Here is a 22,431-nt window from a genome sequence, read left to right on the forward strand (position 1 = left end):
TACGCCCGTCCCGGGCGCGGCACTCAGAGGTCGTAGTCGTCGATCAGGGGGACGCGGACCTCGATGACCAGGCCGCCACCGATCGGCGGGCGGGCCACCACGCGGCCGCCCACCCGGGCTGCCTCGGAGCGGACGATGGCCAGGCCCAGGCCGGTACCTGGCATCTCGCGGTGGTGGGCGCTGCGCCAGAAGCGCTCGCCGACCTTCTTGAGGTCGCGGGAGCCGAGGCCCAGGCCGTGGTCGCGGACCGAGAGGACCACCTCGGTGCCGTCGCGCAGTACCGAGACCTCGACCGGGGGTGCGCCGTACTTCGACGCGTTGTCGAGCAGTACGTCGAGGATGTCGTCCACCTCGAGCTCGGAGGCGACACCGCCGGGGACCATCTCGCCGATGATGAGTTCGAGGTCGTCGGCGGCGTAGACGGCCTTCCAGCCGACCAGCCGTTCCTTGATCGCCTGGGCCAGGTCCAGCGGCTCTTCGTTGCCCTCGGCATCGCCCGGGCGGTCGGAGCCGGCCAGCCGGGACAGCCGCTGCACGATCCGGCCGAGCCGGTCGATGTCGCTGAGCGCGAACCGCGCGGTGGGCGACAGCCGGGACAGGCCCTCGATGTGGATCCGGGCCGACGTCAGCGGCGTCCGGAGCTGGTGCGAGGCGTCGGCGACGAACTCACGCTCGCGCTGGCGGGCCTGGTGCAGGCTGAGCGCCATCGAGTTGAAGCTGTCGCCGAGTCTTCGCAGTTCGGGCGCGCGGCCGTCGGTGGAGACCCGGGTGTCGAGCGCGCCGCGGGTGACCTGGTGGGTCGCGTTGTCGAGGTCGTTGATCGGCCGCAGCACCCAGCGGCTGACCGGCCGGACGATGCCGATGACGACGGCGACGATGGCGACGATCAGGCCGGCGAGCAGGAGCAGCAGGCCGTTCTGCACCTGGTCACGGGCACGCTCGGTCGGCACTCGGAGGACGGCGGCGCCGAGCACCCGGCCGTTGTTGACCACGGGTCTGGCCACGACCATCTCGCCGGACTTCCACGGCCACATGGCCGGCGGCTCGGCCGGCAGCCGCCCGGCCAGCGTGCTGGACAGCGCGGTCGCCAGGTCCGGCTCGGCGATGTTCACGCCGGAGCGCGAGGTCGCGATCACCCGGCTGTCGACGTCGACGACGAAGACGGGCGTGTTGTAGAGCTGGTGGTAGCGGACGGCGAGCTCACGCAGGCTGGCGATGTCGCCGGACTGCAGCGGTCCCTCCGCCATGGTGGCGAACCAGTCCGCGTCGTTGCTGCGGGACAGGAACAGCGTGCGCGACGCACCGGTCGCGATGAAGTTGGCCAGCGGGACGGCAGCGACGATGGCGAGCACGATCACCATCGGGACGAGGGACTGCAGCAGGCGACGGCGCAACGGTCAGTCCGAGCCGAGGCGGTAGCCGACGCCGCGAATGGTCTGCACCAGCTCTGGCCGGCCGAGCTTGGCCCGCAGGCTGGCCACGTGCACGTCCATGGTCCGCGAGGAGGCCTCGAAGACCGACTGCCAGGCGTACAGCGCGACTTGCTCGCGCGGCACCACCCGGCCGTGATGGGCGGCCAGCACAGCTAGCACGTCGAACTCCTTGCGGGTCAGGCTGATGGGTTTGTCGGCGACCTGGACCGTGCGTGCCTCGATGTCCACGGTCAGGTCTCCGACAGTCACCCGGGGGCGGGGCTGCAGTAGGCCGGTACGGCGTAGTACGGCATCGATCCGGGCCAGCAGCTCGGAGATCGCGAACGGCTTGACCACGTAGTCGTCGGCGCCGCTGCGCAACCCGCGGACGCGGTCGGCCGCCTCACCTCTGGCGGTCACCGCGATCACCGGAACGTCCGACACCGTGCGGATCTGCCGGCACACGTTGATGCCGTCGCCGTCGGGCAGCCCGAGGTCCAGCAGCACGAGGTCACCAGGGTCGGCCGCGAGCGCGTCCGCGGCCGTCCGGACGTGCGTCACCATCAACCCGTACCGGCGCAACGCAGGTATCAGAGCGTTCGCAATATCTAGATCGTCCTCGACCAACAAAATCCTGACGGCGCCGCTCATGCCGTGATCGTAGGGCAGGGAACGGGGTTATGTGTCAGATCTTGGTAAAGACGTAATCATGCGACTCCGTGGCGTGGTCGGCGACACTAGCCTTCGACCACAGGAGGGAACCAGTCGATGACTGTGAGTGCAACATCGGGGGGTGGCAGCGCCACGCTCTCCGAGTCCGAACTCGCCGAGTATGAGCAGGAAAAGCCTGCTCGGCGGTTGCATCCTGCCCTCGACCGGGTGATCTCGGTCTGGTGCGCGGTGATCAGCATCGGCGTTCTGGTCCAGGTGTTCTTCCCGCTTCCGGCCGGAACCCAGTTCTATCTAGTGATCTTTCTCGCAGCCGTCCTCCCGATCACTTTGTTGTGCTACCGGGGCTGGCACGTGCCGCCGTTGCTCAACCCGTTCAAGGCCCGCGCGACCGACAACCCGGGCATCACGGACTGGGTCCTGGCGGCCGTCGCGCTGGTCGTCTGTCTCTATCCCCTGCTCGACTTCGACGGCTTCCTCGAACGCCGCCAGACACCGACGACACTGGACGTGCTGACCGGGGCGGTGCTGCTCGTCCTGCTGCTCGAGGCCTGCCGGCGTACGACCGGCTGGGTCCTGCCGCTCGTCAGCCTGGTGTTCATCGCCTACGCGTACTACGGCGGATACCTGCCTTACACCTGGTCGCTGGCGCACCAGGGCTTCAACTTCTCCGCGATCATCGCGCAGTTCACGATGGGCACGGCCGGCTTCTACGGAACACCACTGGGCGTCGCGGCCAGCTACATCGTGCTCTTCACCATCTACGGCGCTGTGCTGGACTACTCCGGCGCCGGCAAGTTCTTCATCGACCTGTCCTTCGCCGCGTTCAAGCGCAGCCGCACAGCACCCGGCCGGACCGTCACGCTGGCCGGCTTCCTGCTCGGCAGCGTCTCTGGTTCCGGTACTGCGACAGCCGTCTCGCTAGGCACAGTGTCCTGGCCGATCCTGCGCCGCGCGGGCTACCCGCCCGAGCCCGCCGGCGGGATGCTGGCCGCTGCCGGCATCGGCGCGATCCTGTCGCCACCGACGCTGGGTGCCGCTGCCTTCATCATCGCCGAGTTCCTGCAGGTGTCGTACCTGACCGTCCTCGGCTACGCGGTGATCCCGACGATCCTGTACTACCTGGGCATCCTGCTCGCGATCGAGATGGACGCGCGCCGGCACGGGACGACCGAGGGCGAGGCCTCCACGCAGTCGGCGTGGAAGCTGCTCAAGCGCTTCAGCTACCACTTCCTGTCGCTGTTCGTGATCATCGCCTTCATGGCGGTGGACGTGCCGCCGTTCAAGGCCGTCGTCTACGCGGTGATCATCCAGTTCGCGCTGTCGTTCCTGGATCGCGAGCACCGGTTGACCGGGGTGCCGCTGTTCAAAGCGCTTGCCCAGGGCACCCGTTCGGTACTGCCGGTGGTGGCCACCTGCGCGACGGCCGGCGTGATCGTCGCGGTGACGACGCAGACCGGGCTCGGGCTCAACCTGGCGGCGATCATCGTCGACGCGGCCAAGGGGCTGACCGACAACCAGACCGTGGTGCTGATCCTGACCGTGGTGCTGTCGGCGTTCGCGGTACTGATCCTCGGGCTCGCCGTTCCGGTGACGGCGTCGTTCATCATCGCGGCCGTGATCATCGCGCCGGCCCTGGTGCAGTTGGGTGTCACCCAGCCCGAGGCGTACATGTTCATCTTCTACTACGCCGTACTGTCCGAGGTGTCTCCGCCGACGGCGCTGGCCGCGGTGGCGACGTCCGCGATCACCGGCGGCAAGGTGATGCCGACGATGTGGCAGGCGTGGAAGTACACGCTGCCCGCGTTCCTGGTGCCGTTCGCGTTCGTACTGACCGACAACGGTGCCCGCCTGTTGGGACAGGGCAGCCTGATCGGCATGGCGTGGACCCTCGCGGTCTCTATGCTCGCCGTCGCCGCGCTGGCCGTCGTGACCGGCGGCTGGATCGCGGTGGCGACAGGCTGGGCCGAGCGCGTGATCTGCATCCCGGCATCTTTGCTGCTTCTTTACCTAGCGCCCGTAACTATTGCGCTGGGAATCGGTTTGTTAGTTGTCGCCGTACTTGTCAACCTGGTCCGGCGACGCCGCCTGACTGGCCCAACGAAAGGACCAGCCGCCCCATGATCTCCCGTCGACGCCTCCCCGCCGCCGTGGTCGCGCTAGCCGCCGCTGTTTCGCTTGCCGCCTGTGGAGGGCAGCGAGAACCGGAAGCCGGCAAGGCCGGTACCGATGGTGGCCGGCTGACCATCGCCACCGGCAACACCACCGGTGTGTACTACCAACTCGGTGGCGCGCTGGCGAAGGTGTACTCGGAGAAGGTCGAGGGCTACCGGGCGACCGCCAGCGAGACCGGCGCCTCGGTGCAGAACGTGCAGGGCCTGGTGGCCGGCAACTACGACATCGCGTTCTCGCTCGGCGACACCGCCGCGGACGCGGTCAAGGGCGAGCACAGCTTCAAGACCCCGCAGGACGTGGTCGCGCTGACCCGGCTCTACCCGAACTACACCCAGGTCGCCGTTCGCGCATCGTCGGGGATCAACAAGATCGCGGACCTGAAGGGCAAGCGCGTCTCGACGGGTTCGCCGAACTCGGGCACCGAGGTGATCGCGCGCCGGCTGCTCGAGGCGGCAGGACTGGACGTGTCGCACGACGTCAAGGCGCAGCGGCTCGGCCTGCCGGAGTCGGTCGACGGGATGAAGGCCGGCTCGATCGACGCGCTGATCTGGTCCGGCGGGCTGCCGACCGGTGGCATCACCGACCTGACGACCAGCCTGGGCAAGGACGTGAAGCTGATCCCGATCACCGATCTGCTGCCCGCGCTGACCAAGTCGTACGGAACGATCTATGCCCAGGGCAACATTCCGGCCGCGACCTACAAGCAGCCGGCCGACGTCGCGACGATCATCGTGCCGAACGTGCTGCTGGTCCGCAAGAACATGTCGGACGAGCTGGCCGAGAAGCTGACCAGGGCGATCTTCGAGAACAAGGACGCGCTGGTGCAGGTGAACGCGGCGGCCAAGGGCATCACTCTCGAGCAGGCGGCGAACACCGCGCCGGTCGAGCTGCACCCGGGCGCGAAGAAGGCGATCGACGCCCTGAAATAACAACTCCACAGACCGTCCTCCCCCGCACACCAGGCGCAGCGGGGGAGGGCGCAGGGACTCACCGCCGCACACCAGGCGCAGCGGCGGTGGGAACCAGGCCCACCCTCACAACCAGGCGCAGTGGGGGAGGGTTTCAGATCGGGCCCGTCCTGCCGGAGGCATCCGTCGGAGGCGGGCCCGATCGCCTTCAGTCCTTGTCCGCCTCGGGCATGCGGCTGCCGCGGAGGTAGTTGGACAGGGCCGAGTCGCGTTTCGGATGGGCGTGGTACTTCGTCGGCACGACCCGCCCCTCGGCGCTGTCCCAGGCGTTGTCCGCCAGCCGCCACATGCGGTGGGCGAGGCGTCCCGCAGTACCGGTGTGTGGTGTGTACGGGTGGGCGCGGGTCGGTGCGGTCTCCTCGGCGGTGAGCAGCTGGTCCGTCAGCGCGCTCACGCCCTGGTTGTCGAGCTCCTCGCCGATCATCCGGCTGTACTCCGCTTCGAGCCGCTCGTGCTCGTCGAGCAGCCGGTCGATGACCTGCCAGACGTCGTCCGGGTGCAGGTGGAGTACGCGGCTGTCGCCGTACTGGCGGGCCTTGAGGAAACGCAGCGATCGCTCGAGCTGGCGGGCGTTGCCGACGTAGGTGCTGACCAGGCTGCGGCCGTCGGGGAGCCGGCGGACGTGCGGGAGCAGGACGTCCTCGGCGGCGGCCAGATGCTGGGCCGCGATGGCGTAGAACCAGTCGGTCTCGTGCCGGCGGTCGGGACGCGCGGCGGCCGGCTGATGCGCCGGAGCGGCCAGCTCGCGGATCTTCTCGTGCTCGTAGTTGAGGGCCAGTTCGAGGGTCGAAGCGGTCATCGAGAACCACCTCCTGGGGGGTACTCACCACTGTGTGCCCAAGACGGTGCCGGCGCAACCACGCCGACACCGTCCGTAACCGAGCGGTCAGGCCTCGGAGCTCTTCTTCCACAGGTTGATGCCGGCCTCGACGGCGTCGGCGTCGATCGCGTCGAGCTCATCCTGGCTGAACTTGAGGTTGCCGACCGCGGCCAGGTTGTTCTCCAGCTGGGCGACGCTGGAGGCGCCGATCAGCGCGCTGGTGACCCGGTCGTCGCGCAGGGTCCAGGCGAGCGCCAGCTGGGCCACCGACTGGCCACGCTGCTTGGCGATCTCGTTCAGCGCGCGGACGTGGCCGAGCGTCTCCTCGGTGAGCTGGTCGGTACCCAGCGAGGTGCCCCTGGAGGCGCGGGAGCCCTCGGGGATGCCGTCCAGGTAGCGGTCGGTGAGGATCCCCTGCGCCAGCGGCGAGAAGGCGATCACGCCGACACCCAGTTCACCGACGGTGTCGAGCAGGTCCTCCTCGATCCAGCGGTTCAGCATCGAGTAGGACGGCTGGTGGATCAGCAGCGGCGTACCGAGGTCGGCCAGGATCGCGGCCGCCTGGCGGGTCTTCTCCGCGGAGTACGACGAGATGCCGGCGTACAGCGCCTTGCCGGAGCGGACGGCGCTGTCGAGCGCGCCCATCGTCTCCTCCAGCGGGGTGTCCGGGTCGAACCGGTGCGAGTAGAAGATGTCGACGTAGTCCAGGCCCATCCGGTCCAGCGACTGGTCGAGCGAGGCGAGCAGGTACTTGCGGGTGCCACCGCCCTGGCCGTACGGGCCCGGCCACATGTCGTAGCCCGCCTTGGTGGAGATCAGCAGCTCGTCGCGGTACGGCTTGAAGTCGCGGGCGAAGTGGCCGCCGAAGTTGGTCTCGGCCGAGCCGTACGGCGGGCCGTAGTTGTTCGCCAGGTCGAAGTGGGTGACGCCGAGGTCGAACGCCCGGCGCAGGATGTCGCGCTGGGTGTCGAGCGGCTTGTCACCACCGAAGTTGTGCCACAGGCCCAGCGAGATCGCCGGCAGCTGCAGTCCGCTGCGGCCACTGCGCCGATAGGTCATCTGGTCGTCGTACCGGTCCGGAGCGGCTACGTAGTCAGTCACAGTTCCTCAGTCTGCCCCATGTCGTGACAAGTCCGCGAACCCTTGTTTTGCGTGGCTTGTGAGTGTCAGTACTGCGTCTTCTTGATCAACCCGCGCCAGGAGTCCGGCGGTGACGAGGCGTAGAACCGCAGCACACCGAGTAGCCGGCTGGCCGCCGGAGCAGTCCAGTGCCGCTGCCCCGGCTGCGGCCCCTTGGCCAGCCCGCTGACCCCCCAACTCAAGTGAAACCACAACACCGAAGCCTCGAGACCGGCCTCACCTGCATAGCTGGGCAGGGTGGCGGCGACCTGCTCGAGGGTGAGCTTGGCGAACTCCATCCCCGGCGGTCCCCACGCTGCGTCACCCCAGTCGATGATCGCCTCCAGCCGGCCGCCGCGTGCCATCAGGTTCTGCTGCGCCAGATCGCCGTGCAGCAGTACAGGCTTCTGCTCCGGGATCAGCGTGGCGAGGTGGTCGAAAGTTTCGAGAAGCCAGCTGGCGATCCCGACATCGAGGTAGCCCCGCGCCGCCAGGCTGTCCACCGTCGGCCGAGGATCTCCACCACCGTCGTCCTCCGGCGCCCCCACCGGGCGTTCCGCTTGATGGATCAGGGCGACCTGGTGGCCGACCTCTCGCCAGAACTCCTGCGGCGGAGTCTCTCCGTCGACCAGGTCGGTGCCGTAGACCCGTTCGAGCACCATGTACGGCTTGTCGATCAACGTCCGGGTCGCATCGAACTCGACGATCGCGGGCGTGCGGACCCCGGCCGCGATCGCCGCGGGGATGACCGTGGACTCCTTGAGCAGGTCCTTCTCGAACGCCGCGCTGCGGGGGATCCGAAGAAAGAGCTCGTCGCCCAGCAGATAGGCACGGTTGGCGACACCACCCGGTACTTCGCGAACAGCGTCGACCGGTACGCCGAACCTGGCGGCCAGCGGCTCGAGTTCTGGGTGTGATGTCATCAGGGAATACTGGCAGCTGTGCGGAGAGACCTGGATCCGGAGATCATCAGCAGCAGGGACTTCTACGCCGTGCTGAACGCGGTGGTCGTGCCGCGGCCGATCGCCTGGGTGTCGTCCCGGTCGGCCGACGGGGTGCTCAACCTGGCGCCGCACTCGTTCTTCACCGTCTCATGCGTCCGGCCGCCGATGGTGCAGTTCACCTCGGTCGGGCGCAAGGACAGCCTCAACAACGTGGAGGCGACCCGCGAGTTCGTGGTCAACTTCGCCGCCGAGCCGTTGTTCGAGCAGGTGAACGCGACCGCGACGAACTTCCCGCCCGAGATCGACGAGTTCGCGGCCGTCGGTCTGCACGTCGAGCCGAGTACAACGATCGCTGTACCACGGGTGGCCGAGTCGCCGGTCGCGATCGAGTGCACGCTGCACACCACTGTCGAACTCGGCGACTCGACCGTGGTGATCGGCCGCGTCCGCCGGATCAGCATCGACGAGTCGGTGATGGACGGGAACCACCCGGAGATCACCCGGTTGCAGCCGCTCGCCCGGCTCGGCCGCAACGAGTGGTCCACCCTCGGCGAGATCAGGGACATCAGCCGGATCCGCTACTCCGACTGGCCGGGGGACTACGCGGGTCCGCGCGACGCCTGACGGCGCAGGGAATTCCGGCGCCGGAAAGTTTTCTGGATCTCCACCCATCCGGGGTGTGGACGGGACCGAAGCACTGATGTCAGTCGCGACCCAGCGGCGTGTGTCCCCCCACAGAAAGAGATCGTCATGTCTCACACCATCAAGCGTGTCGCCCTGGCCACCTCCGCCGTTTCGTTGCTCTTCGCAACCGTTGCCTGTGGCAGCGACGACGACAAGTCGAGCAGCAGCCCGTCGACCACCAGCTCGGCGTCCACGTCGACGTCGGACACTCCGTCGGCGATGCCGTCGGTGGACAACGCCGCGGGCCTCGTCGGCCCCGGCTGCGCCGACTACGCCAAGGCGAACCCGACCGGTGCAGGTTCGGTCGACGGTATGGCCGCCGCGCCGGTCGCCACCGCCGCCTCCGGCAACCCGCTGCTCAAGACCCTCGTCGCGTCCGTCTCGGGCAAGCTGAACCCGAAGGTCGACCTGGTCTCGACCCTCAATGGCGGCGAGTTCACTGTCTTCGCTCCGGTCGACTCCGCCTTCGCGAAGATCCCGGCCGCGACGATCAACACCCTGAAGACGAACTCCGCGCTGCTCACCAAGATCCTGACCTACCACGTCGTGGCCGGTCAGCTCGACCCGGCCGCGGTCGTCGGCAAGCAGACCACCGTCGAGAAGGGCTCGCTGACCGTCACCGGTTCGGGCGACAACCTGATGGTCAACAACGCCAAGGTCATCTGCGGCGGCGTCAAGACCGCCAACGCCACGGTCTACCTGATCGACACCGTCCTGATGCCCCCGGCCTGACCCGCGTCATCGGTTGCCTGAAGCAACTACCCCGCTGAAGCAACCAGTCTGCTGAAGCGACCATCCTGTCTGAACCGACCGGGCGGCGCCCTCTCTGCCGAGGCGCCGCCCGGTCTTCACGTCGCGGACGGCGCCGCTGCCGGTAGTCGCCGGATCATCCCGCCGAGGGTTCGGTACGCCGACCGCAGCGCTCCGATCAGGCCGGCCGTGAGCGGCACGAGGATCAGCAGCAGGGCCGCCGACTGGTTCGGCAATTACAGGGAAGTCCGCCGACAATGCACTAACCGCCACTCGTGATGCGCGAATGTGCGGCCCTTCCGTGGAACTGATCGGTCAATGGGTGATCGCTCCCAGAGCGCGCACCGTTCTGGTCAGGTCTTCGGGGGTGGTTCGGTGGTTGGAGATGGAGATTCGCATGTAGCGCTTGTTGCGCCAGGTGGTGCCGCCCGCCCAGGCGGTGCCGGTGGATTGCAGGGCGGCGATGACTCGGTCGGTTTCGGTGTCGGTGCCGAAGGAGACGAGGATCTGGTTGAGGACTACGTCGTTGCCGATTTCGTAGCCTGCGGACGTCAGTTGCTCTGCGAAGGACTTGGCCAGGGCGCAGCAGTGGTCGACGAGGTGAGTTACGCCTTCTCGGCCCAGCTCTTGGAGGCCGGCCCAGACTGCCAGGCCGCGGGCTCGGCGGGATGACTCGAGGACGTAGTCGCCGGGCTCGGGGTCGCCGGAGCTGACCAGGTAGGACGCGGTGTAGCCGAGGGCGGCGGCGTGGGACTCGGGATGTGCCGAGAACACGAAGCCGCTGTCGTACGGCAGATTGAGCCACTTGTGCCCATCACAGCCCCAGGAGTCAGCAAGCTCGAGACCGGCCACTTGATGCCGATGGGCAGGGCTCGCCGCCGCCCACAGGCCGAAGGCGCCATCCACATGCACCCAACCGCCGTACTCATGAACAAGCTCGCAGGCCTCACCGAGGGAGTCGGAGGCGCCGGTATTCACGTTACCTGCTTGAAGACAGACGATCAGCGGGCCTTCGTGGCCTGTCAGGCGGGTTCGGAGGTCATCGAGGTCGATCTCTCCGTTTGCCTTGCTGCTAACGAGTTCCAGTGCGTCCGAGCCGAAGCCGAGCAACCGCAACGACCGATCGATCGTGGCGTGCCGTTCGTCGCCGGCCAGGATGCGGACACGCGGTGCACCTGCCAAGCCGTCCTTCTCCACGTCCCAGCCCGCGTTCTTCAGCACGTGATGTCGCGCCGCCGTGAGGCCGACCGTGTTGGCGGCTTGAGCGCCGGTGACAAAGCCCGCCGATGCCGTCGCAGGAATGCCAAGCAGATCCTTGAGCCATTCACCGGCCGCATCCTCGGCGGCAGCCGCAGTCGGCGAGAGCACGCTGTTCCAGCCGTTCTGGTCCCAGCCGACCGCAAGAATGTCGGCAGCACTAGCCGCCGGCAACGCCCCACCGACAACAAACCCGAAGTACCGCGGCCCAGCGCTAGACACCAGCCCACCCTCGGCAAGCCCCACAAGCTCGTCGATCACCTCCCCAGCAGCTCGCCCCTTCTCCCCAAGCGGCCGCCGGAAATCCTCCCGAACCTCAGCAAACGTCTTGGCCGCACCCACCCGCCGCTCACCCAGCGACCCCCGATAGTCCGCGGCCCGAGCCGCCGCCCGCCCGAACAGCTCCCGCAACTCACTGTTGGACTCGCGCATCTCGGACCCGGATTCCCGTTGTTCGGTCTCAGCTTCTGTGAGCTCGGGTCGTGACTCGTGTGCCCTTGGTTCTTCCATGAAACCGACTGTGCCATGCGGCCTGCAGGAGGCGCGTGACGCGTTCAGCTCGTCAGGTGAGCTGGCTGAGTTCGCGTAGGAGGGCGAGGAAGCGGGGTGATAGGCCGGGGTCGCTGTTGTCGGCTGGTCGCGTCGTTGGATGCCAGCCGTCGGCGGCGACCAGGTAGACCCAAGGGCTCAGAGGGCCGGGGTTGGTGGCGTGGGAGCGGCCGGCGAGGTTGAGCATCATGCCGAGGGCTTGTAGGACGGACAGGTCGGTGATCACGTGGACGAGGAGCAGGTCGCGGACCGGCATCGCCGCTAGTACGCCGTAGGGCGGGTTCTCTACGTGGAGGGATTCGCGGAGGACGGTGTCGAGGACCAGTGCGCGGGAGGCGGCGAAATTGCTGCCGCTGATCATTGCGACATAGGTACCGTCGTGCTCTGCGTAGCTCACGGTGTCGGTCATGGCGCGTAGGTTCCGCAGACCGTATGACTCCGCCTCGGCCCAGGTCAGGCCGAGGTCGAGCTCGGGGGCGAGGTACATCGTGATCGCGCCGGCGGTGCTCATCGCGGGCACCGACAGGAGGCCTGGCACGAACTCCGGTGCACCAGCGGCGATCAGTGGATCCAGCGAGTCCTTCGCGGCCAGGCGTTGGATGAGCTGGGTCTGCGGATCCGTAGGCCGGGGTGCGGCGCCTCGGCGTAGGAGGGCGGCGAGGCGATCGAAGTGCTCGCCCACCAGTCGTGGCCAGTAGTCCGGTCGTTCGTCGGCGACGATCCGGGCCAGATTGGTCAGCCCCGCCTCGAGCGGGCCACCCGGCAGAGTTGTCCGCAGGATGAGTGCTCCGCGGTTGTCGTAGTGGCCGGTCAGGCCCGCGGTTGCGGCGGCTTCGAGGCTGAGGCGTACCAGGTGTGCGGCCTCCGCCGGGGACAACGGTGGTAGGGCCGGATCGGAAAGGTTGCCTGAGGCACGTTCGGTGGAGTCGTCGTGAATGAGCATGCTGTCCACCTCCTTCGTCAGAGAAAGTACGAGCGAAGGCGTCGCCGGCGGACGACGGTTTCGCAGCCTGTGGACAACCGGGCGTTATCCTGCGTCAGCCATCGATCGACCGAACACCGAGGAGCGACCCCATGCCCGGCACCCCCAGCGCAGACCGCACTCCGGCCGAGGGTGTCGCGCGCCAGGAGGTGACCAGCCGCTCCGCCTCGGCCACCCGCATCTCGCTGTCGCACATCACCGCGCAGAACGAGACCAACCTGCTCGGCACCGTGCACGGTGGCGTGGTGATGACGCTGGTCGACTCGGTCGCCGGCGTCGTCGCGGCCCGGCACTCGGGTGGTCCCGCGGTGACCGCGTCGATGGACGAGATGGTCTTCGTGGTTCCGGTCCGGGTCGGCGACGTGGTCCACCTGACCGCCCAGGTGAACTGGACCGGCCGCAGCTCGATGGAGATCGGCGTACGCGTCACCGCCGACCGCTGGGACGCGGTCGGACCGCAGGTGCACGTCGCGACGGCGTACCTGGTGTTCGTGGCGGTCGACGAGAACGGCAAGCCCCGCCCGGTACCGCAGGTTGTGCCCGAGACCGACGAGGACCACCGCCGGATGCGCGAGGCGGAGATCCGCCGCAGTCACCGCCTCGCCCGCCGCCAGGCGATCATCGCCTCCCGTGAAGCAACCGAAGCAACCGAAGCAGCCCAAGCAGCGAAGGCAACAGAGGCAGCCGAATGAAGCTGGTGCGCAGCGCCAAGCGCCATCCCTCGGCCATCCTGCTGGTCGTCCAGCTGCTCGGCGTCCTGCTCTACCCCGCGATGGAAGGCTCACGCGGTGGCCGCGTCGGCTTCGAGATCCTCGGCATCGTCGTCCTGACGCTCGCTGTCTTCTCGGTCCGCTCGACCCCCGGTCTCACCTGGGTCAGCGTCTGCCTCGGCATCCCCGCCGTCGTCCTGTCGCTACTGGACGCCTTCCGCCCGACAGACACGGTCGTGCTGATCTCCAACCCACTCCATGCGGCCTTCTACTTCTATGCCGCCTACAGCCTGCTCCGCTACATGCTGTCCGACCACGACGTCAGTGCGGACGAGCTCTGGGCCACCGGCGCGACTTTCACCTTGGTTGCTTGGGGTTTTGCCTACCTGTACGTCTTCGTCCAGGCACTGGTCCCCGGCAGCTTCACCGCCGCGGTCAACCCAGGTGATGACCGCACCTGGATGGAGTTGCTGTTCCTCAGCTTCACCACGCTGTCCAGTACCGGCCTCAGCGACATCGTGCCGATCACCTCGTGGGGCCGCTCGGTCGTGATGATCGAACAACTGGCCGGCCTCGGCTACGTCGCCATGGTCGTATCCAGGCTGGTCGGCCTCACCGTCGCCAAACGCACTTAGTCCCGCGGCCAACCCGCCAGCAGATCCGCAGCGGCTCGATGCGCGACCTCAGGCGCGTACTCCATCGCCGCCACCCGGAAGCACACCAGCGCGCCCTCGTGCAGCAACAGCAGCCGGTCTGCCAGCTCCTGGACGTCCGCGAAGCCGCCCAAGGCAGCCTGCGCCATGAATTCGGACCGCATCCACTGCTTCTGCGCCACGATCACCGGCATCGCCGGGTGGTCGGGCGCGGCCAGTTCCACGCTCGCGTTGATGAAGCCACAACCGCGCCGTGACTCCGCCATCCAGTCCGTGAGCGCCGCGAAGAGCGCGAGGATCACGTCGGCAGGCGTCTGAGGAGCAAGCGCCGCCAGCTGATCGTCGAGGAACGCGTGCCAGACCCGGTTCCGCTGCTCCAGGTACGCCGCGATCAGCCGATCCTTCGACCCGAACCGGTCGTACAGCGTCTTCTTGGTCACCTCGGCCGCGTCCGCTATCGCGTCCACCCCGACAGTACGGATCCCGCGCTCGTAGAAGAGCGTCGACGCGGCCCGCAGGATCCGCTCACCGGCAGGCGTCAGCCGCTCCGCCTCCAGCTCACCGCGCTCCGTCAGGAGTCCCACTGGCTGAGCAACCATACTGACAGTATACCGACCGGTGTGGTTACTTGTGGAGCATGATCAATCCACGCGTGCTCCCCGTCCTGGCCGGCGCCGGCTTCGTCGTGTTCTGGAGTTGCGGCTTCATCGGCGCGCGCTGGGGCACGGAGTACGCATCTGCCTTCGACCTGCTCGCCTGGCGCTATCTGGTCGCCGGCGCCCTAGCTGCCGCCGTACTACTCAAGCGCCGCCCCCACCTGACCCGCAGCGACCTCATCACTCACGCAGTGATGGCATTCCTCACCCAGTGCGTCTACCTGGGCCTGATCTTTACCGGTATCGACCACGGCATCTCCGCAGGCGTCACTGCGCTCATCGGCTCCCTACAGCCGATCCTGATCGCCACCGTCGCCGGACCACTACTCGGCGAGCGAGTCAGCCCAAGGCAGTGGGGCGGCCTCCTCCTCGGACTCGCAGGAGTCGCCTTCGTTGTCGCCGACGACCTAGGAGCAACCCCAGCCTTGACGTTCCTGCTCCCAGTCGGCGGCCTGCTCGGACTAGTGGTCGGCACAGTCTGGGAGCGCCACCGCAAACCAACAATCAACCTCCTGGACGCGCTCTGCCTGCAAAGCCTGGTCTCCTGCGTCTTCTTCGTCGTAGTAACAGCCGGTACCGGACAGCTGACCGTTCCGCACGACCTGCAGTTCTACGGCGCCGTCCTGTGGCTGGTCGTACTGGCCACTGGTGGCGGCTGGGGCCTGTACCTCGTCAACCTCCGCCTGTCCGGCGCCACGAGGATCAGCAGCCTGCTCTACCTGGTCCCACCGACGACGATGCTCTTCGCCTTCCTGCTGTTCGGGGAGACGATCGGCGCCCTCGCCGTCGGCGGAATGCTGCTCTGCGCACTAGCTGTTCTGCTTATCACGGCTCGCCCAAGCGGCAGGAAGGCCCGGATCTCGTTACGCTGCGACAATGGCGGAACCACGGTGGCTGGATGACCAGGAGCAGCGGGCATGGCGAGCGTTCATCGCGGCCCAGCGCGTGGTGAACGGCCGGATCGAGCAGCAACTGCAGCGCGACGCGGGCATGCCGCACACGTACTTCGAGATCCTGGTCCGGCTCGCCGACGCGGACGACGGCCGGCTGCGGATGAGTGAGCTCGCCGTGTCCACCCTCGGCTCGCGCAGCCGGCTGTCGCACGCGGTGAACCGGCTCGAGAAGGTCGGCTGGGTCCGTCGCGAGGGGATCGAGTCCGACCGGCGCGGCCAGGTCGCGATCATCACCGAGGAAGGTCGCCAGAAGCTCAAGGACACTGCGCCGGGCCACGTCGAGACGGTCCGGCAGGCGGTGTTCGATGCCCTCAGCCCTGAGCAGGTCGACCAACTGCTCGACATCTGCGCGACCCTGACCCGGCACTCCGGTGGTACCTACGACAGCGCCATCTGGGAACCGAAGGCCTCCGGTACGCCGGCCCAGTAACCCCATGGGCCAGAATGGCCGTGATGAACACCACCGGACGCCGGGTACTGGCAGTAGCGGCCGCGGCGACTCTCCTCGCCGGCTGCAGCGACTCGGACACCCCCACTGCGGGTCCTAGTACTGCGCCCTCCTCCTCGATCACCCGGCAGACCCCGCCGCCGACCGAGACGCCGACGCCCAGCCAAACCCCGAGCGCGACGAGCACCCCCAGCACGACGCCCAGTACGCCGCCCGCCAACGGCTGTGTGGACCAGAAGGTGCAGCAGTTGACCCTGCGCGAGCAGGCGGCCCAGCTGATCATGACCGGCATCAGCACCAAGGGCATGACGGCAGCAGAGCGATCCATCGCCAAGGCGCAGAAGCCAGGAGGCCTCCTCCTGATGGGTCCCGGCGCCAGCGCCTCCCACACCCGTACTGCGATGGCCGCCGCCACCACGACGGCCACGGTGAAGGGCATCAAGCCATTCATCGCCGCTGACCAGGAAGGCGGCAAGATCCAGCGGCTCAAGGGCTCTGGCTTCGACCGCATCCCCGCCGCGACCGTGCAGGCCACCTGGTCCGACGACAAGCTCACAGCTCGCGCCAAGACGTGGGGCGGCCAGCTCAAGCAGGCAGGGGTCAACATGGACCTCGCGCCGGTCGCGGACGTAGTACCGGCGTCTCTGGGGGACAAGAACGCTCCCATCGGGGCACTGGACCGGGGCTACGGCGACACGCCCGGCAAGGTCGGCCCGCACGTCGCCGCCTTCGTCAAGGGGATGGAGCAGGCTGGGGTGATGACTTCGGTGAAGCACTTCCCGGGCCTCGGCCGGGTCAAGGGCAACACCGACTTCTCCTCCGGCGTGGTCGACACAGTGACGACCCGCCACGACGACTACCTGTCGACGTTCGCCGCCGGCATCCAGGCCGGCTCGGCCCTGGTGATGGTCTCCACCGTCACCTACACCAAGATCGACCCGAACAACCGCGCTGTGTTCTCACCCACCGTCATCGGCGGCATGCTGCGCGGCGACCTCGGGTACGCCGGAGTGGTGATCACCGACGACGTCGGAGCGGCAGCAGAGGTCGCGTCGGTCCCTGCCGGCCAGCGCGCGACCCGCTTCGTCGCGGCCGGTGGCGACATCGTGATCACCGCCAAGGCCTCGCTCACCTCGACCATGGTCAACGCACTGGTCGCCAAGGCCGAGCAGGACAAGACCTTCGCGGCCGCACTCCAGAGCAGCGTCGGGCGGGTGCTCGCCCTCAAGCAGAACCGTGGCCTGCTGAGCTGCTGATGAGCGACCCGACCCAGGAGCCCGACTACCGGTTCACGCTCGCCAATGAGCGGACCTACCTGGCGTACCTGCGGACCGCGCTGGCCTGCTACGCGGGCGGTCTGTCGGCAGTACAGTTCCTGGATCTCGGCCCTGATCGCTGGCCCGCGCGCGTCATCGGCGTAGTACTGGTCGCTGCAGGCATCACCACCACCGCTCTGGCCTTCCGGCGCTGGCAGGCCAACCTGAGCGCCATGCGCACCGGCGGACCTCTCCCGGTGACCCGGCTGCCTTTGATGCTCGGGGCAACCATCGCCACCGTCGGGTTGATCGGTTTGCTGTTCAGCCTGTGGCGATGAACACACCGCGTGACCCTGGTCTCCAGCCCGAGCGCACCTTGCTCGCCTGGCGCCGCACCGTGCTCGGCCTGGTCGCCAACGGCATCCTGCTGCTTGCCTCCGGCCACGGTACGTCGGACATCCGGCTCGGCCTCGGCATCGTGGTGACCGTGCTGGCCCTGGCCTGCTGGGTCGCGGTCACCGCGGTCTACCGCCGTGGCCTCGAACCGTCCGCTCTCGGGTCCGAGCGGGTCCTGCGGCTGGCAGCTGGGCTGGTCCTCGTCGTGGGGGTGTTCGACCTCTATGCCGTGGTGACGCGCTGAATTTTCCTGGTCACTTTCCGGTTGTATTGAGTCTACGTGTTCATCATCTCGCGGTACGTTGACCAGGCGGATGCTCCGTCAGCGGTCCGTTGCCCCTAGCATGTTCAAGGTTTGTCCCTCGTTCACCCGGAGCTTGAAGTGCCGTTACGTCTGCGTCCGAACGACCCGACGTTCTACGACCTTTTCACCGAATCCGCCAACCACCTGGTCGACGGGTCCCGGATTCTCGCCGAGCTGCTCGGCAGCACAGCGGGAACCGGCCTATCCGCGAGCCACCAGATCGCCGCCCAGATGAAGGATGCCGAGCACGCCGCGGACGAGACCACCCACTCGATCATCCGGCGGGTCAACTCCACCTTCGTGACCCCGTTCGACCGCGAGGACATCTACCGGCTGGCCTCCGACCTCGACGACGTCATGGACTACATGGAGGAGGCGGTCGACACCATCCACCTGTTCAACCTCGACAAGCTGCCGGCCGAGGCGGCCGAGCAGATCGAGGTGCTGCAGCGGATGGCGACGCTGACCTCGGAGGCGATGCCGCGGCTGCGCACCATGAAGGACCTGGCCGAGTACTGGATCGAGATCAACCGGCTGGAGAACACCGGTGACGCGGTCCACCGCCGGATCGTGGCCAAGCTGTTCAGCGGCGAGTTCGACGCGCTGACGGTGATGAAGCTGAAGACCGTGGTCGACCTGCTGGAGGCCGCCATCGACGGCTTCGAACACGTCGCCAACACGGTCGAGCAGATCGCCGTCAAGGAGAGCTGAGCGTGGAGCTCACGCTCGTCATCGCGGTCGTCGTCATCGCGCTCGCCTTCGACTACACCAACGGCTTCCACGACGCCGCCAACGCGATCGCGACCTCGGTCTCGACCCGGGCGCTGACGCCGCGGGTGGCGCTGGTGATGGCCGCCTTCTTCAACTTCGTCGGCGCCTTCCTCGGCACCGAGGTGGCCGACACCGTCGGCAAGGGCATCATCACGCTGCCGGCCGGGCGGCACGGTCTGGTGATCGTGATCGCCGCGCTGGTCGGCGCGATCACCTGGAACCTGATCACCTGGTACTTCGGGCTGCCCAGCTCCTCGTCACACGCCCTGATCGGCGGCCTGGTCGGCGCCGGCCTGGCCTCCACCAGCGTGGTGCTGTGGTCGGGCATCGTCGACAAGGTCGTCATCCCGATGGTGCTGTCACCGGCCATCGGCTTCGTCGGCGCCTTCCTGCTGATGACCGCGATCCTGTGGATCTTCCGGCGCAGCAACCCGGGCAGGACCACCCGCGGGTTCCGGCTGGCCCAGTCGCTGTCGGCGGCCGGGATGGCGCTCGGCCACGGTCTGCAGGACGCCCAGAAGACGATGGGCGTGATCTTCCTGGCCCTGCTCACCACCGGGCACGTGGACAAGAACGAGGGCATCCCGACCTGGGTGAAGATCTCGGCCGCGACCGCGATCTCGCTGGGCACCTACTCCGGTGGCTGGCGGATCATGCGGACCCTCGGCCGCCGGATCATCCACCTCGACCCGGCCCGCGGCTTCGCCTCCGAGGCGGTCGCCGCGACGGTGCTCTACGTGATGGCGATCGGCCTGCACGCGCCCGTCTCGACCACCCACACGATCACCTCGGCGGTGATGGGCGCCGGCGCCACCAAGCGGCTCTCTGCGGTCCGCTGGGGCGTCGCCAAGGGCATCGTGCTGGCCTGGGTCCTGACCATCCCGGCAGCCGGCCTGGTCGCGGCCGCCGTCTACTACGTCGCCCACTTCATTCTGGAGTAGTTCATTCTTCGAGTAGTTCACCGCGATTTCACCCGGCGCGCTTAGCGTGAGAGCGCTCCTGACGCCGCCGTCTTGGGATGTGATCGTGATGGACCTCTCCTTCCTCGTCGTCGTGGTGATCGTCACCGCCTTGGTCTTCGACTTCACCAACGGCTTCCACGACACCGCCAACGCGATGGCGACGTCGATCGCCACCGGAGCGCTGAAACCCAAGGTCGCCGTCGGCTTGTCCGCCGTGCTGAACCTGGTCGGCGCGTTCGTCTCCACCGAGGTCGCCAAAACGATCTCCAGCGGGCTCGTCGACGACGCGAAGGTGACCGTGCCGATCATCTTCGGCGGCCTGGTCGGCGCGATCCTGTGGAACCTGCTCACCTGGTACGTCGGGCTGCCGAGCTCCTCGTCGCACGCGCTGTTCGGCGGCCTGATCGGCGCCACCTGGATCGCGGCCGGCAGCGGCGCGGTCCACTTCGGCACCGTCGTCCAGAAGATCATCATCCCGGCCGTCGCCGCCCCGATCGTGGCCGGTGTGGTCGCCCTGCTCGGCACCTACCTCGTCTACACGATCACCCGGCGGGCCCGGAAGAAGAACGTCGATGACGGCTTCCGGATCGGCCAGATCGCGTCCGCCTCGCTCGTCTCGCTGGCCCACGGCACCGGCGACGCGCAGAAGACGATGGGCATCATCACGCTCGTGCTGATCACCTCGGGCAGCCTGGCGTCGGGGTCACGGCCGCCGCTCTGGGTGATCTTCGCGGCCGGTCTGGCGATCGCCGCCGGCACATACCTCGGCGGCTGGCGGATCATCCGGACGATGGGCAAGGGCCTGACCGAGATCGAGTCACCGCAGGGCTTCGCGGCCGAGACGAGCTCCACCGCCGTACTGCTGGCCTCCTCGCACCTCGGCTTCCCGCTGTCGACGACCCAGGTCTGCTCCGGCAGCATCCTCGGCGCAGGACTCGGCAAGCGTCTCGCGGAGGTCCGCTGGACGGTCGCCGGGCGGATGGCGCTGGCCTGGCTGTTCACGCTGCCGGCCGCCGCGATCGTCGGCGCCCTGGCCGGCCGGGTCGCCAACTCCGGCAACATCGGCGTGACGATCATCGCCATCGCGGCAGCCGCCGCCGGTGGTTTCATCTACCTGGCATCGCGCCGCAAGCCGGTCACGGCCGACAACGTCAACGAATACCCGGGTACGAAGGCCCCGGCGTCCGCAGTACCGGCTGCCTGAGGAGGATCTGATGCACATCGACTGGAGCGCACTCGGCCAGGTAGCGATCGCGAGCCTCGCCTTCGGGGTCGGCATCGCGGTGCTGTTCGCCGTCGGAATCAACGCGATGTCGCGGCGCGCGGTGGCGGTCGAGGCGAAGAAGAACCCGCCGCCGGTGGACACCGCGGTGGCCGGCCTGTGCTTCCTCGCCTGCCTCGCCGCCGTCTGCTACGGCCTGTACCTGATCATTCCGCAGTTCCACTAGCGGTTCCAGCGGCGGACCGACCTCGCTACGTCCTTGGGGCGGAGCGAGGCGACCGCGCTCTCCCAGTTGTTGTAGAGCGAGTCGCCGAGCAGGGTGAGGCTCAGGAACGCCTGCGGGCGGACCGCCATCACCCAGGTGGCCGCCGCGGCGTGGCCCTGCTGGTAGAGCAGCCGCTCGGCCGTCGCCTCGATCCGCGCCTTGCCGTCGTCGGGCGCCATGTTGATCGTCGCCCAGGCCTTCACGATCGCCGAGTCCTTCGCGGTCATCTGCGCCAGATAGGTCAGCGGCCCGCGCCACGAGCCCCGGCGGCCGAGGCCGTCCAGGCTCTCCAGCGGGAACCAGCCGTTCTGGCAGCGCCGGCCGTTCACCGCCGACTCGATCTCCCGGGCCTGGTCCGGGCGCAGGTTCTGCGTCGCCCAGTACAAGAAGTAGACCCCGACATCCGGGATCTCCTCGGCCACATTGCCGGGAATGCTCAGCTTCCCCGGCTCGAAGAGGTGCAGCTCCTCGTCTGATCCGTACAAGATCGTCATTTCCCCCCGCCCAGCCCGATCACCGCCGGCGGACCCCCCAGGTCCAGCTTTCGACATACAAAGGTTCTTGGTACCCCCGGCTCGCGCCCCGGTCAACCCCTCGTCCGGATACCGATTGTCCCTATAACCCAAACCGGTAGGGACCGCTACTTGCGGCGGCGGGCCGCTCGCTCGCGGAGCTCCTCGGCGTCGAGGCGGTCGGCCTCCTCGGGAGTCGGCGCGCCGCCGCCGTACGACGCGGGCAGCCACCAGGCGCCGGCCGGCTTGTCCGGGGACGCCTTGATGGTCCGGTCGAGCATCGCGGCCATCGTCGTCCGCAGCCGGGCCGTGGCCGCGGTGGCGTCCTCGTCCTTGCCGACCGCCATCGGCTCGCCGACCGTGATGGAGACCCGCTGGTGCCGGGAGAAGTCCCGCGGATGGTCCTTGGTCAGCATCCGCTGGGTGCCCCACAGGATCATCGGGATCACCGGTACGCCGGCCTCGGCCGCCATCCGGACCGCGCCCGACTTGAACTCCTTCAGCTCGAACGACCGGCTGATCGTCGCCTCGGGGAAGACGCCGACGATCTCGCCCTCGCCGAGGTAGCGGATCGCCTCCCGGTACGACCCGGCGCCGGCGCCGCGGTCGACCGCGATGTGGTGCATGCCGCGCATCAGCGGTCCGGAGTACCGGTTGCGGAACAGCACCTCCTTGGCCATGAACCGGACCAGCCGCTTGCTCGGCTGCGCGCCGAAGCCGCCGATCACGAAGTCGACGTAGCTGATGTGGTTCAGCGCCAGCACGGCACCACCGGTCCGCGGGATGTTCTCGGTGCCGACCATCGTGAAGCCCAGGTCGAGCACCTTGAAGGCGGTCTTGGCGAAGCCGATCACCGGCGGGTACAGGATGTCGCGCATGGTCTGACGCTATCGGGTCGGTCAACGGCGCGCGGATCCAGTACGCAGTACGCAATCAGTGGTTAGAGTTGCCGACGACAAGTTGATACCGCGGGAGCTCGCGCTGTAGCGGGCTG

The 22,431-nt window shown here is 68.1% G+C and carries 26 protein-coding genes; 15 read left to right on the forward strand and 11 right to left on the reverse strand.

The window, feature by feature from the left end; genetic code table 11:
- Positions 1 to 23 precede the first annotated feature (23 nt).
- Complete coding sequence (locus tag ABD768_RS28000; protein ID WP_344845591.1) at positions 24 to 1,394, reverse strand: sensor histidine kinase; 1,371 nt, start codon at positions 1,392 to 1,394, stop codon at positions 24 to 26.
- Between the two features lie 3 nt (positions 1,395 to 1,397).
- A complete protein-coding gene (locus ABD768_RS28005) occupies positions 1,398 to 2,063 on the reverse strand; it encodes a response regulator transcription factor (RefSeq protein WP_012918592.1) in 666 nt (221 codons plus the stop codon).
- Between the two features lie 117 nt (positions 2,064 to 2,180).
- Here ABD768_RS28005 and ABD768_RS28010 point away from each other — a divergent pair, with 117 nt between their 5' ends.
- Positions 2,181 to 4,205 (forward strand): TRAP transporter permease, encoded by a 2,025-nt coding sequence (locus tag ABD768_RS28010; RefSeq protein WP_344845593.1) that lies wholly within the window; start codon positions 2,181 to 2,183, stop codon positions 4,203 to 4,205.
- A complete protein-coding gene (locus ABD768_RS28015) occupies positions 4,202 to 5,185 on the forward strand; it encodes a TAXI family TRAP transporter solute-binding subunit (RefSeq protein ID WP_343970064.1) in 984 nt (327 codons plus the stop codon). The genes ABD768_RS28010 and ABD768_RS28015 overlap by 4 nt, the downstream gene beginning before the upstream one ends.
- Positions 5,186 to 5,372: 187 nt before the next feature.
- Here ABD768_RS28015 and ABD768_RS28020 read toward each other — a convergent pair whose 3' ends face one another.
- From ABD768_RS28020 to ABD768_RS28030, 3 genes are all read right to left on the reverse strand, one after another.
- Positions 5,373 to 6,023: a hypothetical protein gene (locus ABD768_RS28020; protein WP_344845595.1), complete on the reverse strand. Its 651-nt coding sequence runs from the start codon at positions 6,021 to 6,023 to the stop codon at positions 5,373 to 5,375.
- Positions 6,024 to 6,110: 87 nt separating this feature from the next.
- Entirely contained in the window at positions 6,111 to 7,145 is a 1,035-nt protein-coding gene (gene mgrA / locus ABD768_RS28025; protein ID WP_343970058.1) for an L-glyceraldehyde 3-phosphate reductase, read from the reverse strand.
- 65 nt (positions 7,146 to 7,210) lie between these two features.
- Complete coding sequence (locus ABD768_RS28030) at positions 7,211 to 8,086, reverse strand: phosphotransferase family protein (protein ID WP_344845598.1); 876 nt, start codon at positions 8,084 to 8,086, stop codon at positions 7,211 to 7,213.
- A gap of 18 nt (positions 8,087 to 8,104) precedes the next feature.
- Here ABD768_RS28030 and ABD768_RS28035 point away from each other — a divergent pair, with 18 nt between their 5' ends.
- Positions 8,105 to 8,731, forward strand: coding sequence for a flavin reductase family protein (locus ABD768_RS28035; RefSeq protein ID WP_344845600.1), 627 nt, complete (start codon positions 8,105 to 8,107; stop codon positions 8,729 to 8,731).
- Positions 8,732 to 8,857: 126 nt separating this feature from the next.
- A complete protein-coding gene (locus ABD768_RS28040; protein WP_344845603.1) occupies positions 8,858 to 9,523 on the forward strand; it encodes a fasciclin domain-containing protein in 666 nt (221 codons plus the stop codon).
- A gap of 116 nt (positions 9,524 to 9,639) precedes the next feature.
- Here the strand turns inward: ABD768_RS28040 and ABD768_RS28045 are convergent, their stop codons facing one another.
- The 3 genes from ABD768_RS28045 to ABD768_RS28055 form a co-directional block, all read right to left on the reverse strand.
- Complete coding sequence (locus ABD768_RS28045; protein WP_343970045.1) at positions 9,640 to 9,777, reverse strand: hypothetical protein; 138 nt, start codon at positions 9,775 to 9,777, stop codon at positions 9,640 to 9,642.
- A gap of 79 nt (positions 9,778 to 9,856) precedes the next feature.
- Positions 9,857 to 11,230 carry a pyridoxal phosphate-dependent decarboxylase family protein gene (locus ABD768_RS28050; protein WP_344845606.1) on the reverse strand — a complete coding sequence of 458 codons (1,374 nt, stop codon included), beginning with the start codon at positions 11,228 to 11,230 and terminating at the stop codon, positions 9,857 to 9,859.
- Between the two features lie 130 nt (positions 11,231 to 11,360).
- Positions 11,361 to 12,290: a hypothetical protein gene (locus ABD768_RS28055; protein WP_344845608.1), complete on the reverse strand. Its 930-nt coding sequence runs from the start codon at positions 12,288 to 12,290 to the stop codon at positions 11,361 to 11,363.
- A 131-nt stretch (positions 12,291 to 12,421) separates the two neighbouring features.
- Between ABD768_RS28055 and ABD768_RS28060 the strand changes: the two genes are divergently transcribed.
- Together ABD768_RS28060 and ABD768_RS28065 are read left to right on the forward strand one after the other, a co-directional pair.
- Positions 12,422 to 13,021 (forward strand): acyl-CoA thioesterase, encoded by a 600-nt coding sequence (locus tag ABD768_RS28060; RefSeq protein ID WP_343970037.1) that lies wholly within the window; start codon positions 12,422 to 12,424, stop codon positions 13,019 to 13,021.
- On the forward strand, positions 13,018 to 13,674 hold the full coding sequence (locus tag ABD768_RS28065; RefSeq protein WP_343970035.1) for a potassium channel family protein: 657 nt from the start codon (positions 13,018 to 13,020) through the stop codon (positions 13,672 to 13,674). Before ABD768_RS28060 ends, ABD768_RS28065 begins: the two co-directional genes overlap by 4 nt.
- Here ABD768_RS28065 and ABD768_RS28070 read toward each other — a convergent pair.
- Complete coding sequence (locus ABD768_RS28070; protein ID WP_344845613.1) at positions 13,671 to 14,291, reverse strand: TetR/AcrR family transcriptional regulator; 621 nt, start codon at positions 14,289 to 14,291, stop codon at positions 13,671 to 13,673. The genes ABD768_RS28065 and ABD768_RS28070 overlap by 4 nt on opposite strands.
- 38 nt (positions 14,292 to 14,329) lie before the next feature.
- Here ABD768_RS28070 and ABD768_RS28075 point away from each other — a divergent pair, with 38 nt between their 5' ends.
- The 9 genes from ABD768_RS28075 (at position 14,330) to ABD768_RS28115 (ending at position 20,886) form a co-directional block, all read left to right on the forward strand.
- Positions 14,330 to 15,250, forward strand: a complete 921-nt coding sequence (locus ABD768_RS28075; protein ID WP_344845615.1) for a DMT family transporter — start codon at positions 14,330 to 14,332, stop codon at positions 15,248 to 15,250.
- A complete protein-coding gene (locus tag ABD768_RS28080) occupies positions 15,225 to 15,731 on the forward strand; it encodes a MarR family winged helix-turn-helix transcriptional regulator (protein WP_343970026.1) in 507 nt (168 codons plus the stop codon). The genes ABD768_RS28075 and ABD768_RS28080 overlap by 26 nt, the downstream gene beginning before the upstream one ends.
- A gap of 23 nt (positions 15,732 to 15,754) precedes the next feature.
- Entirely contained in the window at positions 15,755 to 17,005 is a 1,251-nt protein-coding gene (locus ABD768_RS28085; protein ID WP_344845618.1) for a glycoside hydrolase family 3 N-terminal domain-containing protein, read from the forward strand.
- On the forward strand, positions 17,005 to 17,343 hold the full coding sequence (locus ABD768_RS28090; protein ID WP_343970020.1) for a YidH family protein: 339 nt from the start codon (positions 17,005 to 17,007) through the stop codon (positions 17,341 to 17,343). The genes ABD768_RS28085 and ABD768_RS28090 overlap by 1 nt, the downstream gene beginning before the upstream one ends.
- The gene (locus ABD768_RS28095) at positions 17,340 to 17,645 is read left to right on the forward strand and encodes a DUF202 domain-containing protein (RefSeq protein WP_343970017.1); all 306 of its coding nucleotides are present in this window, start codon (positions 17,340 to 17,342) and stop codon (positions 17,643 to 17,645) included. The genes ABD768_RS28090 and ABD768_RS28095 overlap by 4 nt, the downstream gene beginning before the upstream one ends.
- Positions 17,646 to 17,783: 138 nt before the next feature.
- Entirely contained in the window at positions 17,784 to 18,416 is a 633-nt protein-coding gene (locus tag ABD768_RS28100; RefSeq protein WP_343970013.1) for a DUF47 domain-containing protein, read from the forward strand.
- Between the two features lie 2 nt (positions 18,417 to 18,418).
- A complete protein-coding gene (locus ABD768_RS28105) occupies positions 18,419 to 19,417 on the forward strand; it encodes an inorganic phosphate transporter (protein WP_343970010.1) in 999 nt (332 codons plus the stop codon).
- Between the two features lie 85 nt (positions 19,418 to 19,502).
- A complete protein-coding gene (locus ABD768_RS28110; protein ID WP_425558457.1) occupies positions 19,503 to 20,642 on the forward strand; it encodes an inorganic phosphate transporter in 1,140 nt (379 codons plus the stop codon).
- 10 nt (positions 20,643 to 20,652) lie between these two features.
- Positions 20,653 to 20,886 (forward strand): hypothetical protein, encoded by a 234-nt coding sequence (locus tag ABD768_RS28115; protein ID WP_343970003.1) that lies wholly within the window; start codon positions 20,653 to 20,655, stop codon positions 20,884 to 20,886.
- Here the strand turns inward: ABD768_RS28115 and ABD768_RS28120 are convergent.
- Together ABD768_RS28120 and ABD768_RS28125 are read right to left on the reverse strand one after the other, a co-directional pair.
- On the reverse strand, positions 20,883 to 21,419 hold the full coding sequence (locus ABD768_RS28120; protein WP_343970000.1) for a hypothetical protein: 537 nt from the start codon (positions 21,417 to 21,419) through the stop codon (positions 20,883 to 20,885). The genes ABD768_RS28115 and ABD768_RS28120 overlap by 4 nt on opposite strands.
- 146 nt (positions 21,420 to 21,565) lie before the next feature.
- On the reverse strand, positions 21,566 to 22,315 hold the full coding sequence (locus tag ABD768_RS28125) for a lysophospholipid acyltransferase family protein (protein ID WP_344845622.1): 750 nt from the start codon (positions 22,313 to 22,315) through the stop codon (positions 21,566 to 21,568).
- Positions 22,316 to 22,431 lie beyond the last annotated feature (116 nt).

The sequence above is a fragment of the Kribbella ginsengisoli genome (assembly GCF_039537185.1).
Taxonomy (GTDB): Bacteria; Actinomycetota; Actinomycetes; order Propionibacteriales; family Kribbellaceae; genus Kribbella; species Kribbella koreensis.

Coding starts and splice junctions, on each gene's coding strand:
- ABD768_RS28005 (WP_012918592.1), bottom strand. CDS start 2,063: ATGAGCGGCGCCGTCAGGATTTTGTTGGTCGAGGACGATCTAGATATT.
- ABD768_RS28120 (WP_343970000.1), bottom strand. CDS start 21,419: ATGACGATCTTGTACGGATCAGACGAGGAGCTGCACCTCTTCGAGCCG.
- ABD768_RS28030 (WP_344845598.1), bottom strand. CDS start 8,086: ATGACATCACACCCAGAACTCGAGCCGCTGGCCGCCAGGTTCGGCGTA.
- ABD768_RS28090 (WP_343970020.1), top strand. CDS start 17,005: ATGAGCGACCCGACCCAGGAGCCCGACTACCGGTTCACGCTCGCCAAT.
- ABD768_RS28015 (WP_343970064.1), top strand. CDS start 4,202: ATGATCTCCCGTCGACGCCTCCCCGCCGCCGTGGTCGCGCTAGCCGCC.
- ABD768_RS28050 (WP_344845606.1), bottom strand. CDS start 11,230: ATGCGCGAGTCCAACAGTGAGTTGCGGGAGCTGTTCGGGCGGGCGGCG.
- ABD768_RS28075 (WP_344845615.1), top strand. CDS start 14,330: ATGATCAATCCACGCGTGCTCCCCGTCCTGGCCGGCGCCGGCTTCGTC.
- ABD768_RS28040 (WP_344845603.1), top strand. CDS start 8,858: ATGTCTCACACCATCAAGCGTGTCGCCCTGGCCACCTCCGCCGTTTCG.
- ABD768_RS28080 (WP_343970026.1), top strand. CDS start 15,225: ATGGCGGAACCACGGTGGCTGGATGACCAGGAGCAGCGGGCATGGCGA.
- ABD768_RS28055 (WP_344845608.1), bottom strand. CDS start 12,290: ATGCTCATTCACGACGACTCCACCGAACGTGCCTCAGGCAACCTTTCC.
- ABD768_RS28085 (WP_344845618.1), top strand. CDS start 15,755: ATGAACACCACCGGACGCCGGGTACTGGCAGTAGCGGCCGCGGCGACT.
- ABD768_RS28065 (WP_343970035.1), top strand. CDS start 13,018: ATGAAGCTGGTGCGCAGCGCCAAGCGCCATCCCTCGGCCATCCTGCTG.
- ABD768_RS28060 (WP_343970037.1), top strand. CDS start 12,422: ATGCCCGGCACCCCCAGCGCAGACCGCACTCCGGCCGAGGGTGTCGCG.
- ABD768_RS28115 (WP_343970003.1), top strand. CDS start 20,653: ATGCACATCGACTGGAGCGCACTCGGCCAGGTAGCGATCGCGAGCCTC.
- ABD768_RS28095 (WP_343970017.1), top strand. CDS start 17,340: ATGAACACACCGCGTGACCCTGGTCTCCAGCCCGAGCGCACCTTGCTC.
- ABD768_RS28125 (WP_344845622.1), bottom strand. CDS start 22,315: ATGCGCGACATCCTGTACCCGCCGGTGATCGGCTTCGCCAAGACCGCC.
- ABD768_RS28070 (WP_344845613.1), bottom strand. CDS start 14,291: ATGGTTGCTCAGCCAGTGGGACTCCTGACGGAGCGCGGTGAGCTGGAG.
- ABD768_RS28020 (WP_344845595.1), bottom strand. CDS start 6,023: ATGACCGCTTCGACCCTCGAACTGGCCCTCAACTACGAGCACGAGAAG.
- ABD768_RS28010 (WP_344845593.1), top strand. CDS start 2,181: ATGACTGTGAGTGCAACATCGGGGGGTGGCAGCGCCACGCTCTCCGAG.